This is a genomic window from Pseudomonas sp. LH1G9 (assembly GCF_002949975.1).
GTDB lineage: Bacteria > Pseudomonadota > Gammaproteobacteria > Pseudomonadales > Pseudomonadaceae > Aquipseudomonas > Aquipseudomonas veronii.
The window spans coordinates 1,851,309-1,865,834 of record NZ_CP026880.1 but is presented as its reverse complement, the minus strand read 5'-3'; the positions used below and the strand labels follow the sequence as shown (position 1 = coordinate 1,865,834).

At 63.6% G+C, this 14,526-nt stretch carries 17 protein-coding genes; all 17 read right to left on the bottom strand.

Going from position 1 to position 14,526, the window contains the following annotated elements:
• Positions 1–17: 17 nt before the first annotated feature.
• On the bottom strand, positions 18–1,085 hold the full coding sequence (hypE, locus tag C5F70_RS08875; RefSeq protein WP_046484092.1) for a hydrogenase expression/formation protein HypE: 1,068 nt from the start codon (positions 1,083–1,085) through the stop codon (positions 18–20).
• Entirely contained in the window at positions 1,082–2,218 is a 1,137-nt protein-coding gene (hypD, locus tag C5F70_RS08870) for a hydrogenase formation protein HypD (RefSeq protein WP_079443710.1), read from the bottom strand. The genes hypE and hypD overlap by 4 nt, the downstream gene beginning before the upstream one ends.
• Positions 2,215–2,448, bottom strand: coding sequence for a HypC/HybG/HupF family hydrogenase formation chaperone (locus tag C5F70_RS08865; RefSeq protein WP_017845603.1), 234 nt, complete (start codon positions 2,446–2,448; stop codon positions 2,215–2,217). Before C5F70_RS08865 ends, hypD begins: the two co-directional genes overlap by 4 nt.
• The gene (locus tag C5F70_RS08860; RefSeq protein ID WP_104903123.1) at positions 2,439–3,602 is read right to left on the bottom strand and encodes a hydrogenase maturation protein HypF; all 1,164 of its coding nucleotides are present in this window, start codon (positions 3,600–3,602) and stop codon (positions 2,439–2,441) included. The genes C5F70_RS08865 and C5F70_RS08860 overlap by 10 nt, the downstream gene beginning before the upstream one ends.
• Positions 3,595–4,608 (bottom strand): hydrogenase nickel incorporation protein HypB, encoded by a 1,014-nt coding sequence (hypB, locus tag C5F70_RS08855; protein WP_104903122.1) that lies wholly within the window; start codon positions 4,606–4,608, stop codon positions 3,595–3,597. The genes C5F70_RS08860 and hypB overlap by 8 nt, the downstream gene beginning before the upstream one ends.
• Positions 4,609–4,631: 23 nt before the next feature.
• Positions 4,632–4,979: a hydrogenase maturation nickel metallochaperone HypA gene (locus C5F70_RS08850; RefSeq protein WP_046383285.1), complete on the bottom strand. Its 348-nt coding sequence runs from the start codon at positions 4,977–4,979 to the stop codon at positions 4,632–4,634.
• The gene (locus tag C5F70_RS08845) at positions 4,972–6,054 is read right to left on the bottom strand and encodes a HoxV (RefSeq protein WP_104903121.1); all 1,083 of its coding nucleotides are present in this window, start codon (positions 6,052–6,054) and stop codon (positions 4,972–4,974) included. Before C5F70_RS08845 ends, C5F70_RS08850 begins: the two co-directional genes overlap by 8 nt.
• A complete protein-coding gene (gene hybE, locus C5F70_RS08840; RefSeq protein WP_104903120.1) occupies positions 6,051–6,554 on the bottom strand; it encodes a [NiFe]-hydrogenase assembly chaperone HybE in 504 nt (167 codons plus the stop codon). Before hybE ends, C5F70_RS08845 begins: the two co-directional genes overlap by 4 nt.
• Positions 6,541–6,771 (bottom strand): rubredoxin, encoded by a 231-nt coding sequence (locus C5F70_RS08835; protein WP_017845597.1) that lies wholly within the window; start codon positions 6,769–6,771, stop codon positions 6,541–6,543. Before C5F70_RS08835 ends, hybE begins: the two co-directional genes overlap by 14 nt.
• A 7-nt stretch (positions 6,772–6,778) precedes the next feature.
• On the bottom strand, positions 6,779–7,672 hold the full coding sequence (locus tag C5F70_RS08830; protein ID WP_052743351.1) for a hydrogenase expression/formation protein: 894 nt from the start codon (positions 7,670–7,672) through the stop codon (positions 6,779–6,781).
• Positions 7,669–8,151, bottom strand: coding sequence for a hydrogenase (locus C5F70_RS08825; protein WP_104903119.1), 483 nt, complete (start codon positions 8,149–8,151; stop codon positions 7,669–7,671). The genes C5F70_RS08830 and C5F70_RS08825 overlap by 4 nt, the downstream gene beginning before the upstream one ends.
• Entirely contained in the window at positions 8,148–8,507 is a 360-nt protein-coding gene (locus C5F70_RS08820; RefSeq protein ID WP_234427191.1) for a HypC/HybG/HupF family hydrogenase formation chaperone, read from the bottom strand. The genes C5F70_RS08825 and C5F70_RS08820 overlap by 4 nt, the downstream gene beginning before the upstream one ends.
• Before the next feature lie 19 nt (positions 8,508–8,526).
• Positions 8,527–9,162, bottom strand: coding sequence for a HyaD/HybD family hydrogenase maturation endopeptidase (locus C5F70_RS08815; RefSeq protein WP_026139853.1), 636 nt, complete (start codon positions 9,160–9,162; stop codon positions 8,527–8,529).
• Between the two features lie 20 nt (positions 9,163–9,182).
• The gene (gene cybH / locus C5F70_RS08810) at positions 9,183–9,866 is read right to left on the bottom strand and encodes a Ni/Fe-hydrogenase, b-type cytochrome subunit (RefSeq protein WP_017845592.1); all 684 of its coding nucleotides are present in this window, start codon (positions 9,864–9,866) and stop codon (positions 9,183–9,185) included.
• A gap of 61 nt (positions 9,867–9,927) precedes the next feature.
• Positions 9,928–11,784 carry a nickel-dependent hydrogenase large subunit gene (locus C5F70_RS08805; RefSeq protein ID WP_017845591.1) on the bottom strand — a complete coding sequence of 619 codons (1,857 nt, stop codon included), beginning with the start codon at positions 11,782–11,784 and terminating at the stop codon, positions 9,928–9,930.
• Positions 11,785–11,790: 6 nt separating this feature from the next.
• On the bottom strand, positions 11,791–12,891 hold the full coding sequence (locus C5F70_RS08800; protein WP_017845590.1) for a hydrogenase small subunit: 1,101 nt from the start codon (positions 12,889–12,891) through the stop codon (positions 11,791–11,793).
• A 435-nt stretch (positions 12,892–13,326) separates the two neighbouring features.
• Positions 13,327–14,382, bottom strand: coding sequence for a HoxN/HupN/NixA family nickel/cobalt transporter (locus C5F70_RS08795; RefSeq protein ID WP_017845589.1), 1,056 nt, complete (start codon positions 14,380–14,382; stop codon positions 13,327–13,329).
• Between the last annotated feature and the right edge of the window lie 144 nt (positions 14,383–14,526).

The following is a 14,526-nucleotide window of genomic DNA, read 5'->3' as shown; positions in this document are numbered from 1 at the left end:
CTCAGGGCTTCAGGGCCTCAGCAGATTCTTGGCAGCTGTTCGCCCGACAACCAGTCCACCACCCTGCGCCCGCCGAATCGGGTCTGCATCTGCACGAAACCGTGGGCGTCTTCAAGGACCGTGCCGATACGCACCGCATGTTCGCCCAACGGGTTGAGGCGCATACAGTCGAGCAGCGGCTGGGCGTCTTCTTCGGCGCAGATTGCGATCAGCTTACCCTCGTTGGCGATGTACAGCGGGTCCAGGCCCAACAGTTCGCAGGCGGCTTCAACCTGCGGCAGCACGGGAATCGCCGCTTCGTCCAACAGCATGCCGACTCCGGACTGACCGGCAATTTCGTTCAGCGTGGTCGCCAAACCGCCTCGGGTCGGGTCGCGCAGTACGCGCAGGCCGGGAGCGACCGCGAGCATCTGCGCCACCAAGCCATGCAGCGCCGCACTGTCAGACAGGATTTCGGTCTCGAACGTCAGCCCTTCTCGCTTGGACATGATCGCCACACCGTGTTCGCCGATGCTGCCGGACACCAATATCGCATCGCCGGGGCGTGCGCGATGCCCGCCCGTGTCGACCCCGTTGGGGATAATGCCGATGCCGGTGGTGCTGATGAACACGCCGTCGCCACTGCCGCGTTCCACGACTTTGGTGTCGCCGGTGATGATCGGCACCCCGGCATCGCGGGAGGCGCGGCCCATCGACTCAACGATGCGCTTGAGGTCAGCGAGGGCAAAGCCTTCCTCGATGATGAAGCTGGCTGAGAGATAAAGCGGCCGCGCGCCGCCCATGGCGACGTCGTTGAGGGTGCCATGCACAGACAAGCTGCCAATGTCGCCACCGGGGAAAAACAGCGGCGACACCACGTGTGCGTCGGTGGCCATGACCATGCGTTCGCCGGGTTTGAGTTCCGGGCTGAAGGCGGCGCCATCGTTGCCCTGGCGCAACCACGGGTTGTCGAAGGCGGCGACAAATAGCTCTTCGATCAACTGCGCCGAAGCGCGCCCGCCAGCACCGTGGCCCATATCGACCACGCCGTCGCGAAAATTGAGGGGGCGTACATAACCGCGTTTTACGGGGGAACGGCCGGTCATACTGCAACAACCTCAATGTCTTTATAGCGCCCGTAGGCGTAATGAGCGGCGCAGGCGCCTTCGTTGGAGACCATGCACGAGCCCATGGGGTTTTCCGGGGTGCATACGCTGCCGAACAGGCGGCAGTCGGTGGGCTTTTTCTGGCCGCGCAGGATCGGCCCGCATTCGCAGGCTTTGTTATCGGCCACGGCGCGGTAATGCAGGTCGAAGCGTTTTTCTGCATCGAAGGCGGCGAATTTCGCGCGAATGCGCAAGGCGCTGAACGGCACCTCGCCAAGCCCGCGCCATTCGAAGCTCTCACGCAGTTCGAAGATCTCGTCCATCAAGGTCTGGGCGGCGCTGTTGCCATTGCGGCCGACGGCGCGGACGAATTCGTTTTCGACCTCGGCGCGCCCGTCGTTGACCTGGCGCACCAGCATCAAAATCGCCTGTATCACGTCCAGCGGTTCGAAACCGGCAATCACCACCGGCTTGCGGTATCGGCGGGCGAACTCGGCGTAGGGTTCGGAGCCAATGATGATGCTCACATGCGCCGGGCCGACGAAGCCGTCCAGTTCCACCGCCGCCGGATCTTGCCCGGGGGCCGCAAGGATATGCTCGATGGCCGCCGGGGTCAGGACATGGCAGCACAGCACGCTGAAGTTTTTCAGGCCGCGAGCGGCGGCGTCGCGGATCACCAGGGCGGTCGGCGGCGTGGTGGTTTCGAAGCCAATGGCCAGGAACACCACTTCACGCTCGGGGTTGGCCTCGGCGATTTTCAGCGCATCGCTGGGCGAGTAGATCATGCGGATATCCGCGCCTTGTGCCTTGGCGCGCAGCAGCGAGAGGCCACCGGACGCCGGCACGCGCAGGGTATCGCCATAGCTGCAGAGGATCGCTCCGTCCTCCAGCGCCAGCTTCACCGCCAGGTCGATACGCCCAATCGGCAAGACACACACCGGGCAACCGGGGCCGTGGATCATGCGGACATTGGCGGGCAGCAAATCGCTCACGCCGTAACGCGATATCGCATGGGTGTGGCCGCCACAGAATTCCATGAAGCGGTATTGGCGTTCCGGCCGGACTTCGTCGCGGATGCGCTCGGCAATGCGTTGTGCCAGTTCGCCGTCGCGGTATTCATCGATGTACTTCATAGGGCTTCCGGTTGCAGGCGGTCCAGCTCTTCGAACATGGCCAGGGTCCGCTGGGCTTCTTCGGGGTCGATCAGGCCGAGGGCGTAACCGACGTGGACGATCACGTAGTCGTCGACCTGGGCTTGCGGCACCAGCGCCAGGGAGATTTCCTTGCGGATACCGCCCAAGTCGACGAGTGCGTTATCGCCGGCGCGCAATTCGATCACGCGTGCGGGAATGGCTAGGCACATGCTTGGGATTCCTTCAATGGCAAAGCGGGTTGGCGCTGCGGGTCGCGCCAGTGCGCGGCAACCCAGGCTTGACCCAGGGCCAGCCCGGCATCGCCGCACGACACAGCCTGCGCGCTGAAAACCGGTAAGCCCCTGGCGCTCAATCGTTGCGTGAGCCGGGCACTGAGCAGGCGATTGGCGAAGCATCCGCCCCCGAGCAGCACCGGCAGCGTGGTGGATTGGTGCTCGACCCAGTCAGCGAGAGCGGCGGCCAGCGTCAGGTGAAACAGCGCCGCGCCTTCTGCGCTGCGTGCGCTGTCGGCGAGTTCGAACAGGCGGGTCAGCAGCGGGAGCAGATCGAGCACGCCGTCAGCGCGGAGATGCCACAGGCCGTCGACGACGGGCTCGGCGTGGGTTGCCAGGTATTCAGCGGCCAGACGCTCCAGGGCAATGGCCGCCTCGGCCTCGAATTGTTGACGCACGCTGATGCCGAGAATCCCCGCAGCAGCATCGAACCAGCGGCCGGCGCCACTGCTCGGCGGGCAGTTGAGATTGCGCGCGAGCATCTGCGCGACAGTGTTCGCGCTTTGTTCGCCGACCAGCGGCCCGAGCCGCCTGAGGATTTCATCGTCGCGCCCCAGCAGGTGCAGCGCCGCGGCGGCCAGGCGCCAGGGTTCGCGGGCGGCCACATCGCCACCGGGCAGCGGCAGCGGCAATAGATAGCCAAGTCGGCGCCAGGCATCGCTGGCCACCCAGAGCAACTCGCCGCCCCAGGCTGCGCCATCGCTGCCAAGGCCCACGCCGTCCAGCGCCAGGCCGAGGACCGGGCCGTCGAGGCCATGTTCGGCCATCAGCGCGGCAATGTGCGCGTGGTGATGCTGCACGGCTACGGCGGGCACGTTGAGTTTTTCCGCCAGCGTCACCGCCAGTTGCGAGCTATAGAAATCCGGGTGCAAGTCATGGGCGATGGCTTGCGGCGTGACTTCAGCGCACGCCAACAGAGCGTCCAACGACGCCGCCAGGTCCAGGCAGCTTTGCGGGTCGCCCAAGTCACCGTGGAGTGGCGACCACAGCACCTGATCGCCCTGCAACAGGCAGGCGGTGTTCTTCAGCCACGCGCCACAGGCCAGCACCGGCGGCCAGACCTGCGCGCCAGGCAGTTTTTCGCTACGCATGCGGGGCCTCCACCTGAGCCTTGAGGCGGGCCAGTTCAGCTTCCAGTTCGGCGATGCGCGCGGCACGTCGGTCAACCTCGGGGGCGCCGGCCAGCAACCAGTCGAGCCAGGCATCCAGCCCGGTGCCGTCGCGGGCGCTGAGCTGGATGATCTGGATCTGCGGGTTGACCTGTCGCGCATAGTCCAGGCAGCGCTGCACGTCGAAATCCAGGTGCGGCAACAGGTCGATCTTGTTGAGGATCATCAGGCGCGCCGCGGCGAACATGTCCGGGTACTTGAGGGGTTTGTCTTCGCCCTCGGTCACCGACAGGATCGCCACTTTGCCCGCCTCGCCCAGATCCCAGAGCGCGGGGCAGACCAGATTGCCGACGTTCTCGATGAACAGCATGCCGGCCGGCTCACTGCCGTCGTGGGCATGATGGCTGTGTTGATGCTGTTGAGTCTGTACGTGGGCGTGCGGCTGCTGATCAACGTGGCTATGCATAGGCGACTGATGCGTGTGACCGGCCGCGTGCAGCGCGTCATGCAGCGGCAGGCGGCTGTAGGCTTCGGTGATCATCCGGGCATCGAGGTGGCAGCCTTTGCCGGTGTTGATCTGGATCGCGGGTACGCCGGTTTCGCGGATGCGCTCGGCGTCGTGACGGGTTTGCTGATCGCCCTCGATCACCGCCAGCGGCAAGTCGGCGCGGCGTTGGCGCAGGGCCATGAGGGTGCTGCACAACAGGGTGGTCTTGCCGGAACCGGGGCTGGACACCAGATTGAGGGCCAGTACGCCGTGGGCGGTGAAGTTTTCCCGGTTACGCGCGGCGTGCCGGTCGTTTTCGCCGAGGATGTCTTGCTCCAGGCGGATGGTGCGGGCCTGGCTCATGCCGGGCACTGAAACCCGCGCCTGACCCGCGCCGTAATGCAGGTCGCCGGTAGCGTCGACCTGCACATCGCTATCGGTGGCCGGAGCTTCGGTCTTGTCGTGTGAATGCCCGGTTCCGCAACCGCAGACGACGCACATGGTGTACCTCCAAAATCAAACGATTAATGATCCTCGACCTGCAGGTCGAGGATGCGCAATTCAGTCCCGCCGGTGGGTTGCAGCCAAAAGCCGCCGCATTGCGGGCAGCCGGCACCGCGCTCGATCAGCGGCACGCTGATGGCGCAATCCAGGCACCAGGCCTGGCCCGGCGGTTGTTCAATGTCGATTTGCGCGCCGGCCAGCAAGGTGCCGGGCGCCAGTGCTTCAAGGGCGAAACGCAGCGCCTCGATTTCAACGCCGGCCAGCTTGCCGGCCTCCAGGCGCAGGCGGCTGACCCGCACGAACGGATCGCGCCTGGCCGCCGCCTCGACGGCGCTGAGAATGCCGCCCGCCAGACTCACTTCATGCATGAATAATGTCCTCGCTCGGTACGGCTTCAAGCTCAAGGGTGAAGCCGATGCACGGGTCGAAAGCCGCGATCAACAGCTCAGCGCGACGTCGCGTGGCCGGATCGCCGGCTGACATCGTCGCCAAACCCTGGGCCAGCGCGCCGTGGGGATGAAGGTTCCATTCGGTCGGCGCGATGACCTGATAGTCGCGGATCAACACACCGGCATTCATTCGCTCCAGACAGACCCGGTGCAACAACAGGCCGCGCGACGTTTCGCTCCAGGCCAACGCCTCGTCGGGCCCCAGCGCCAATGCGCCGAGTGCCAAGCCAGCGGGCTGTGGCAGCGAGAGCCGCGCCAGTTCGGCGAGGCGCGCGCCCAGACGCAGCCAGACGCTGGCGTAGCGTTGTGGGTCGGCCTCACGCGCGCGGGTCCAACTGCCCGTCTCACAGGGTAGCCCGAAGGCCACCGGATGCAACGCAAAATCGCTGGCCTCTCGCAGTTGGGCGGCCACCACCTGCAGCGCTTGGGTGTTGCCGGCCAGCGACAGGGCATGCACCGGCAGTTGCAGGGCGTGGGCATCCTCGCGACAATCGGCCAGGGCGTGCGCCAGCCAATGATCGCTGCGCTGGCTCCACTCATCGAGCGCGCTGAACGGCTCGGCGTCCCATCGTTCAAGCCATTGCGCCACCGATTCGCCCAACCAGGCGGACATCGCCTGTTGCGGGGCGTGTTCCCAGGCATGCAGTTGGCTGAGATCGGGGCGCACCGACGGGTTACCCAGCAACCGCGGCCATTCGAGCAGCATACGCCGCACATGCTCGCGGCGGGTTTCGGCCTCCAGCATGCGCTGGGTGTTGGGGTCGATGGGGGTTTCGCCATGCAGTGCGGTGTCGACGGCCAACGCTGCGGTCAAGCGGTGCGCTTGCCCGCACAGGCTATAGAGCAACGGCAAGTGGTGCGCGGCGGTCTGTGGCGGCTGGCCGCGCAACAAGGTGGCGGCCAGCGCCGGACGCCCGCCGACAATGGCGGGCTGCTGGCCGGGACGCACCCGCAATGAGCCGCCGAGCCGTGCCAAGCCTGCCATGGCGATCATTGCGCCCCCCCGGACACGCGTCCGAACAGCAAGCCACGGCGGCTGATGGCCGGGCGTTCCGGTGCGCGTTCGGGCGCGTCCCGCAACAGCGCCAGCACCTGCTCGGCGGTTTGCCGGGCCGCGTCCTGATCGGCGAATTCAAACATCGGTGAAAACAGCGAACAGCTCTCGTAGCCACCGATGCCTTCACCGTCTGCGCCAATGAAGGTCAGGCACTGCCCGCCAAATTGATGTTCGCCTGACGCCCCCTGGGCCAGGAGTGTGTCGCGGTTCTCCGGCAGCCAGATCAGGTTCATGAACCAAGGGGTGATCAGAACACCCAGCACCCCGGTTGCCGCGTTTTCCCCGGCGATTTGCGCGCTGAAGCCCACCGCCTCGACCGCCAGCTGTTGATTGAGAAACGGCAACCCGCGCATGCGTGTCTCGGCGATGCCCTGGAAGTGCGCGCACAGGGTTTGTGCCTGTTGCGCCGGGCCGTCTTGGCGCTCAGACAGGTTCATCGATCACCATGAACTGCTCGGCATCGCCATCGCAATTCGGGCAACGCCAATGCTCCGGCAATGCGGAGAACGGCGTACCCGGCTCAATCTGCCAGACCGGGTCGCCGTCGCGCGGGTCATACACCCACCAGCAGATTTTGCATTCCAGGCGGGTGGCGTCGCTGATCCGGGCGTTGTCGCCGCCGTAGCTGCCTTCGAAGCCGGTTTTTTCGTTCATCGTGACCTCACTGCCCTTCGAACCACTGGATAACGTCTTCGAAGCGCTCCAGTGAGTCGGCCAGGTCTTCGGGGGCGGCGCAGATCACTTCCGGCAGGTCGGTGATTTCGATGGTGTCGAGGATTTGCGCATCCTGTGAGTTGAAGTACGTGATGCGCCAGCAGTTCTGTATCCGGGTCGCGCTGATCAGGCAATTGCCATAGCCACGGGCCAAGGCGCGCACCGGGCCGGCGGGCAAGTAGGCGTCGAGGAAGGCGATGTCCTGTTCGGACAACGGCAGCAAGGTCAGGTTGATGACATGCACCTGATCGCCAGGTTGCCAGTGTTGGCTGCGGTCTTGTACCTCGGTCAGGATCGCCGGAGCGTTCATGACGCCGAGCGGCAACGCTGACGACAAGTCGAAATCTGCCGGTCGGGCCGCCGCGCGGGCATTGCCGCGCAGTTGCGAAGGCGCCGCGCCCACTTCGACGTGATCGTAGCCCTGGCCGTAGATGCGCCATACGCCGGCGAAGATCGATTCCTGGATACGCAACGACGGCTGCGCGGCAATGATCGCGCTGACCTCGCCTTCGCCCAGCAATTGGTCGAGCAGCTTGCGGTCGCCTGTTTCCAGGCCACTGAGGTCGACGCTTTGCGTGGTCAGGCCGTTATTGCAGTCGCGCAGGCATTGCAGCAACGCTTGCAACGCGTGCCGCGCACCGGGCAGCGCCGCAAGCTCTTCAGGTTCGGGCAGCACCGGAATGCTATGGGTATACATGCCCTGAGGCATGCTGATGTATTCGAGCACGTCCTCATCGTCGGGTTGCGAGCCGGGGCCGATATCCACCACGGGGATGTAGTTCAGCGGATCGAACTCCACGGCGTGGCTTTGCGCATCGCGGTGATTGGCATCGTGGTTCATTGGCAACCTCCGAGGGCGCTGACCGGGGCACCGGCAAGCAATGGAATGCGCGCGTTGCTTTGGCTGACGGCAGCTTCCGCCAGGCGCAGGTATTCGTCCCAGTCGAGCATGCCGCTGAAGGTGCTGACGTAACCCGCATCGCGCAGCCACACCAGCGACGGCCAGCGGCGCACGGCAAAGCGCGCGGCGATGGCTTCTTCATCGGCACGACCGACCACGCCCAGGCGCAGGCTCAATTGGTGGCGGCGCGCGATTTCCACGCGCAGTTCCGGCAACACCACGGCCACGTCCAGGCATTCGGGATGGCGTACCGGGTCACCGCACAGCAGCAACAGGCAGTCGCCCCCTTCGGCAAGCCAGGCATCGAGGTTGTCGGCGTCGATCCAGGTCGCGTCGAATTGCTCCACCAGCCGGCTGATCAAGGCCGGGATGGCGGGTGTCACGGGAATGGGCGCCATGAAAACAGCGGAGTCGCTCATGTGGGGTCCTTGACTGACGGTTGAGGTGGGGTGAGCGCGGCAGGCGCAACAAGGGGTGGCGACGCGTGGCCCAACAAGGCCGCCAGTTGCTCGGCGTTCATGGCCGAGGGCAGGCTGAAACCCGGCACGCTGTCGGGCTGCGGGGCCGTGCCGAACAGGGCCGCTTCGAGCAGGCGCAGGGTGGAGTCGATTTCGCTGGCGCGTTGGGCGTCGAGGCGTTCACGGGCGGCGTCGAGAAAGATCAACAGCCAGTCGCCGACCGCACACGGGCCGACCAGTGACAGGTCGATACGGCGTTCTTCGCCGTGGCGGTCGCGGCAGCGGGCGAAGCCCAACTCGGCCGCGATCACTTGCATGGGCAATCCGATGCACATATCAGGCGCGCCTGGCGAGGATGCGTTCGTCGCCGATCCGGCAGGCTTGCTGTTCGGACGGGCGTTCGTTTTCGTAGCGTTGCAGTTCGAGGTGCGGCAGGGTCACCGCCTCTTCACCCGCGAGTGGCGAGGCGCGCTTGTGCGGTGCCGCGCCCCAACTTTCGAGCACGCGCAGCGCCTCATCCAGCGCACCTTCCATGGCGGCCCTGACGCTGGGGCGCAGGCTGCCGCCGTAGTCCATCATGTTTTCCGGCTGGCAACCGATCAACAGCACGCGTGTCGGGTAATGGCCGGTCAGTTGCGCGAGCATCAGCACCTCCTGAAAGCCGGTCTGGTGCAGGCTGAGCTTTTTGATGCCGAGGAATTTGGGGACATCGTCGTCGGCGATGAACTTCAGTTCGCCAGGCGCGAGGTTGTAATCCACGGCGTCGAAAATCAGCAGGTAATCGGCTTGCTGAACATGCTGGATCAAGTACAGGCCTTGCGTGCCGCCATCGATCAGCGCCACGTTGTCGGCGAACTCATAACGCTGTTGCAAGGCTTCGACGCAACGAACGCCGAAGCCTTCGTCGGCCCACAGGAGATTGCCGATGCCTAGCACAGTGATCTGCGGCAGTGTCGGTTGGAGAGGACTCATGGCGGTTTCTACCAATATGGTCATTTTTTAAAGGTCTTGTAGCCGGAAATCATTGCCCCGACCAAGCTCAGGCGCCCGTTGATTTCTTCGCGCACGGCGGCATAGATGTGGAACATGACGAATAGCACAATCACCCACATGCCCAAGTGATGCAGGACATGCACATTGTTGGATTGCCCCAGCAGCGGCAGTACCCAACCGAAGGTGCGTTCCTGCCAGGAGCCCATTTGCGCGCCTTCGCCATACAGCGCGAAGCCGGTCAGGATCATGAACAGCGAGGACAGCAAGAAGATGAAAAACATCGCGAAACGCGACAGCGGGTTGTGGCCGAACATCGGTTTTGGCGTCGGCCCGATGAACAGGTAGTAGCGCACCCAAGCGAGCATGTCGGCCCAGTAGACCTTGCTGGTCAGCGGCACCGAGAACAGTTCGCGGGCGTGATGATTGCCCACCAGCGCCCAATAGGCGCGCCCGATCATGGCGATGGTGAAAATGTACGCCGCGCTGAAATGCGCAAAGCGGATGTAGCCCATCACGAAATGGTCGCTGGCTTCGCCCGGTTGGGTCGCCAGCGGCGAACCGATCAGGTAGCCGGTGATGGCCAGCACCACAATGCAGGCGGCATTGATCCAGTGCCACAGGCGCACGGGGGCCTCGTACACGTATTCCGACGCGTCGAGGGGGCTTTGAGTAGGTTGAGTCATAGCGTCACCTTTGGATGGGCAGGCGCCGTGGCGCCTGCCGAATGCAGCGTTGAACAATCGATCAACTGACCTTGACTGTGCTCAGCTCCGCGCCGTCCTCGCTCATCACGTGGGTGGCGCAGGCCATGCAAGGGTCGAAGGAATGCAGCGTGCGCAGGATTTCCACGGGCTGATCGGGGACGGCCACCGGCGTGTTCATCAGCGCGGCCTCGAAAGCACCGATCTGACCCTTGGCGTCACGCGGGCTGCCGTTCCAGGTGCTGGGCACGACGCACTGGTAGTTTTCGATCTTGCCGTTCTTGATCCGAATCCAGTGGCCGAGCGCGCCGCGTGGCGCGGCAACGATGCCGACCCCCTTGGCCTCGGCAGGCCAGGTGGACGGGTCCCATTTTTCGACGTTGGCGGTGGCACGGTCGCCGTTGCGGATGTTGGTCATCAACTCGTTCCAGTCGTCGACCATCATTTCTGCGCAGTACTCGGCTTCCAGGGCGCGGGTCAGCGTTCGGCCGATCGTGCTGGGCAACAGTTGCTTGGCGCTGAGGTTGGTTTCCGCCAGGCCCAGGGCTTTTGGCAAGTCGAGGTTGACGGCTCGCAGCGAACCTTCCAGTTGTTCCTTGACCCGCTGGCAATGCGGGTTGCCTTTGAGGGCATGGGCATAGCCCAGGATGTAACGCGCCAACGGCCCGACTTCCATGGCGTGGCCGCGCCAGCGCGGCGATTTGACCCACGAATATTTGGCGCTTTCGTCGACTTCTTCGATGTTGGTGCGGGTGCCCTTGGTCTTGGCGCCCAGCTCGTAGTTCGGCTCGGTGATGCCGTCCCACGGGTGCAGGCCCTTGTCGTTGTCCGGGTAGTTGTACCAGGAGTGGGTCACGAACTCTTGCACTTGCTCGGGATCACGCGCGTCGACAGGCAGGATTTCGTCCCAGTTGCCGTTGAGGATCGCCCCGCCCGGCAATTGGTTGGTGCTGTCGTCGTAATTGACCTTGGCGTAGGTGCCGTAATCCATCACGTTGGTCGCCGACAGACCGCCGCCGTGCAGCCAGCCTTTTTGCTTGTAGATAGTGCCAATGGCCAGCACGTCCGGCACATACACGTTGCGGCAGAAGGTCAGCGCTTCGTCGATGCGCGCCCGCACGAAGTTCAGGCGTTCCATATTCAACGGCGCACCGGCGGCCAGGTCGCCATCGATATTGATCGCGCAGGGCACGCCGCCGACCAGGTAGTTGGGGTGCGGGTTCTTGCCACCGAAGATGGTATGGATCTTCACCCACTCTTTCTGCAGGTCGAGGGCTTCAAGGTAATGGGTCACGGCCATCAGGTTGGCTTCAGGCGGCAGTTGGTAAGCCGGGTTGCCCCAGTAACCATTCATGAACGGCCCGAGCTGACCGCTTTCGACGAACTTCTTCAGACGGTTTTGCACGTCGCGGAAATAACCCGGCGAAGACAACGGGTGAGCCGGCGAAACGGTCTGCTGCAATTCCGAGGTGCGTTTGGGGTCAGCCTTGAGCGCAGACACCACGTCCACCCAGTCCAGTGCATGCAGGTGGTAGAAATGCACGGCGTGGTCATGGACTTGCAGGGTCTTGGCCATCATCTCGCGAATCAAGTGCGCGTTCGGCGGGATGCGAATGCCCAGCGCGTCCTCTACCGAGCGCACCGAGGCCAGCGCGTGGCAACCGGTGCAGACGCCGCAGATGCGCTCCACGAATGCCCAGGCGTCACGTGGGTCGCGGCCCTTGAGGATGACTTCGAGGCCGCGCCACATGGTGCCGGTGGAAACGGCGTTGCGGATAACGTTGTTGGCATCGAGGTTGACCTCGACGCGCATGTGGCCTTCGATACGGGTCACAGGGTCGACAACGATACGTCGGCCTGTGTTGTTGAGGTCGAAACCCTGAGTCGAATAGGTGCTCATTGGTGCTTATTCCTGTCTTGTCGCTGGGGCGTCGGGCGAGGTAGTGGGCGCTTTGCCGTTGCTGGCGCGTTTGAGGGCGGTGACGGCAGCGTGGGCAGTGATCGCTGCGCCGACGGTGACGCCGGCAACCAGGCCGATTTCGTCCGCGTTCGCTTCAACGCCAAACTGGTTGATGCCGCTCAAGTGCTGATAGAACGAGCCCTTGTCCCAGAACCCCTCCTCCGAACAACCGATGCAGCCGTGGCCGGACTGAATCGGGAAGCTGGTGCCGCCATTCCAACGCACGGTCGAGCAGGCGTTATAGGTGGTCGGGCCTTTGCAGCCGACTTTGTAAAGGCAGTAGCCCTTGCGCGCCGCGTCGTCGTCCCAGGACTCGACGAACTGACCGGCGTCGAAGTTCGGACGGCGGTAGCACTTGTCGTGAATGCGCTGGCTGTAGAACATTTTCGGCCGGCCCTGACGGTCCAGCTCAGGAATGCGGTCGAAAGTCAGCATGTAGGTGATCACCCCGGTCATGACTTCGGCGATCGGCGGGCAGCCCGGCACTTTGATGATCGGTTTGTCGGTGATGACCTTGTGAATCGGCACGGCCTGGGTCGGGTTCGGCTTGGCAGCCTGTACGCAGCCCCAACTGGCGCAGGAGCCCCAGGAAATGATCGCCTTGGCATCGCGTGAAACGCGCTTCAACTGCTCGACGAAGGGCTTGCCGCCAATGATGCAACTCATACCGTCCTGGTTCAGTGGCGGGTTGCCTTCGACGGCCAGGATGTAGTTGCCCTTGTACTTGGTCATGACCTCGTCAAGGATCGCCTCGGCCTGATGCCCGGCGGCGGCCATCAAGGTGTCGTCGTAATCCAGGGAGATCATCGACAGCACCACGTCCTTGGCCAGCGGATGCGCGGAGCGGATGAATGACTCCGAGCAACAGGTGCATTCCAGGCCGTGCAGCCAGAGGACTGGCGTGCGTGGCTTGTTCTCCATGGCCCAGGCGATTTTGGGCATGAATGCCGGGCCCAGCCCCAGCGACGTTGCGGTCAAGGAACAAAACTTGAGAAAGCTGCGGCGCGAGATGCCTTGTCTGCGCATCACCTCGTAAAACGTTTCCATTACTTTATTTCTCCTCCCCGAGAAGGTACTTCAACGGGGGCTGCACTCGGTGTGTTGGAAATCTGTGCCCGACCAGGTGAGTCGGGCGCCATGCCGTCGGCTACAAAGGCCATCAGTTCTATGGGGTGTTGAGGCTGCAGCCTGGGCATGATTGCGACGGCTGCTGGAAACATGCGGGTAACCCATGACGTTCAGTTATCTGGTAAGTACAAGACCTGTGCCATTTCGCCGCGGCGTAGATAAATTGCTTACTAATTAATTTATCTATCTGTTTTTAAAGGACTTTTACTTTTTTACCGAGCGCATTGAGACACCTTGTAACAAACCTCAACTGGAATGTTTGTTTCCACTATTTATGCAGCCTGGAAACCATATGTCCGGCTTGGCAAGTGGCTGGCGAGAGAACCTCGCCAGGCGCTGAAAGGAAGAGAAGGCTCAGGCGGGCGTCGCGTCCAGGCGGTCGTAGCCCTTGAAGCGGTAGAACAACACGGAAACGGCCCAGGTCAGGATGAATATCCCGACGATCAGGTAGCCGATCATGCCGAAGTTGTCGGTCAGCGCAGTGATGAAATCCCACACACCGCCGTGCAGATCCCAGCGCGCCGCGACCAGCCCGAGCACTTCCACCCCGCCCACCAGCAATGCCACCAACACCGACATGGACGTGATGGTCAGGTTGTAATAGAGCTTGCGTGCCGGGTTGACCAGTGCCCAGTGGTAAGCACCGGTCATCATCACGCTGTCGGCGGTGTCGACCAGCGCCATGCCGGCCGTGAAGAGCGCCGGGAACACCAGAATCGACCAGATCGGCAGGCTCTGCGAGGCTTGCACCGCAGCGATCCCCAGCAGGCCGATTTCCGTGGCGGTATCAAACCCCAGACCGAACAGCAGGCCCAGCGGATACAGGTGCCAGGGACGGCTGATCAGGCGGAACAGCGGGCGCAACAGTCGGGCGATGGGGCCGCCGCCGGTGAGTATCGCGTTCATTTCTTGCTCGCCGATCCGTTCGCCGCGCCGCACGCGGCCAAACGCCTGGTACACCGAGCGCAGGATGAGCAGGTTGATCAACGCCACCAGCAACAGGAAGGCGGCAGACACCGAGGTGCCAATCAGCCCGCCGAGGCCGTGAAAGGCTTCGATTTCGCTTTTGAACGCCGTGGCCGTCAGTGCGATGCCGAGCGAAGCCAGGATCACCACGGTGCTGTGCCCGAGCGAGAAAAACAGGCCGACACTCGCGGTCTGCCGGCCTTCCTGGATCAGCTTGCGGGTGGCGTTGTCGATGGCGGCGATGTGATCGGCATCCACGGCATGGCGCAGGCCGAAGCTGTAGGCCAGAAAGGCGGTGCCGAGCAACAGCGGATAGTCATGGAAGGCCGTGAAAGCCCAGGCCCAGGCCAGCAGGTTGGCAGCGACCAGGCCGGCGAAAATGGCCAGGACGCGATGTTTGAACGTCAAAGGCGCACGAGTCGGTGAAACAGGATGCAAGGGCATGCGAACTCCAGAAAGATGGGTTCAAGTATGAAGAAACGAAAAAACCTCATACAAACCCTGTGCCAGTTTGCGTGCCGAGTACCATTCAGGCGTGGTCGGGCGCTCGCAGAACATGGCGGCTGGACAGTGACTGTCCAGCCGAGC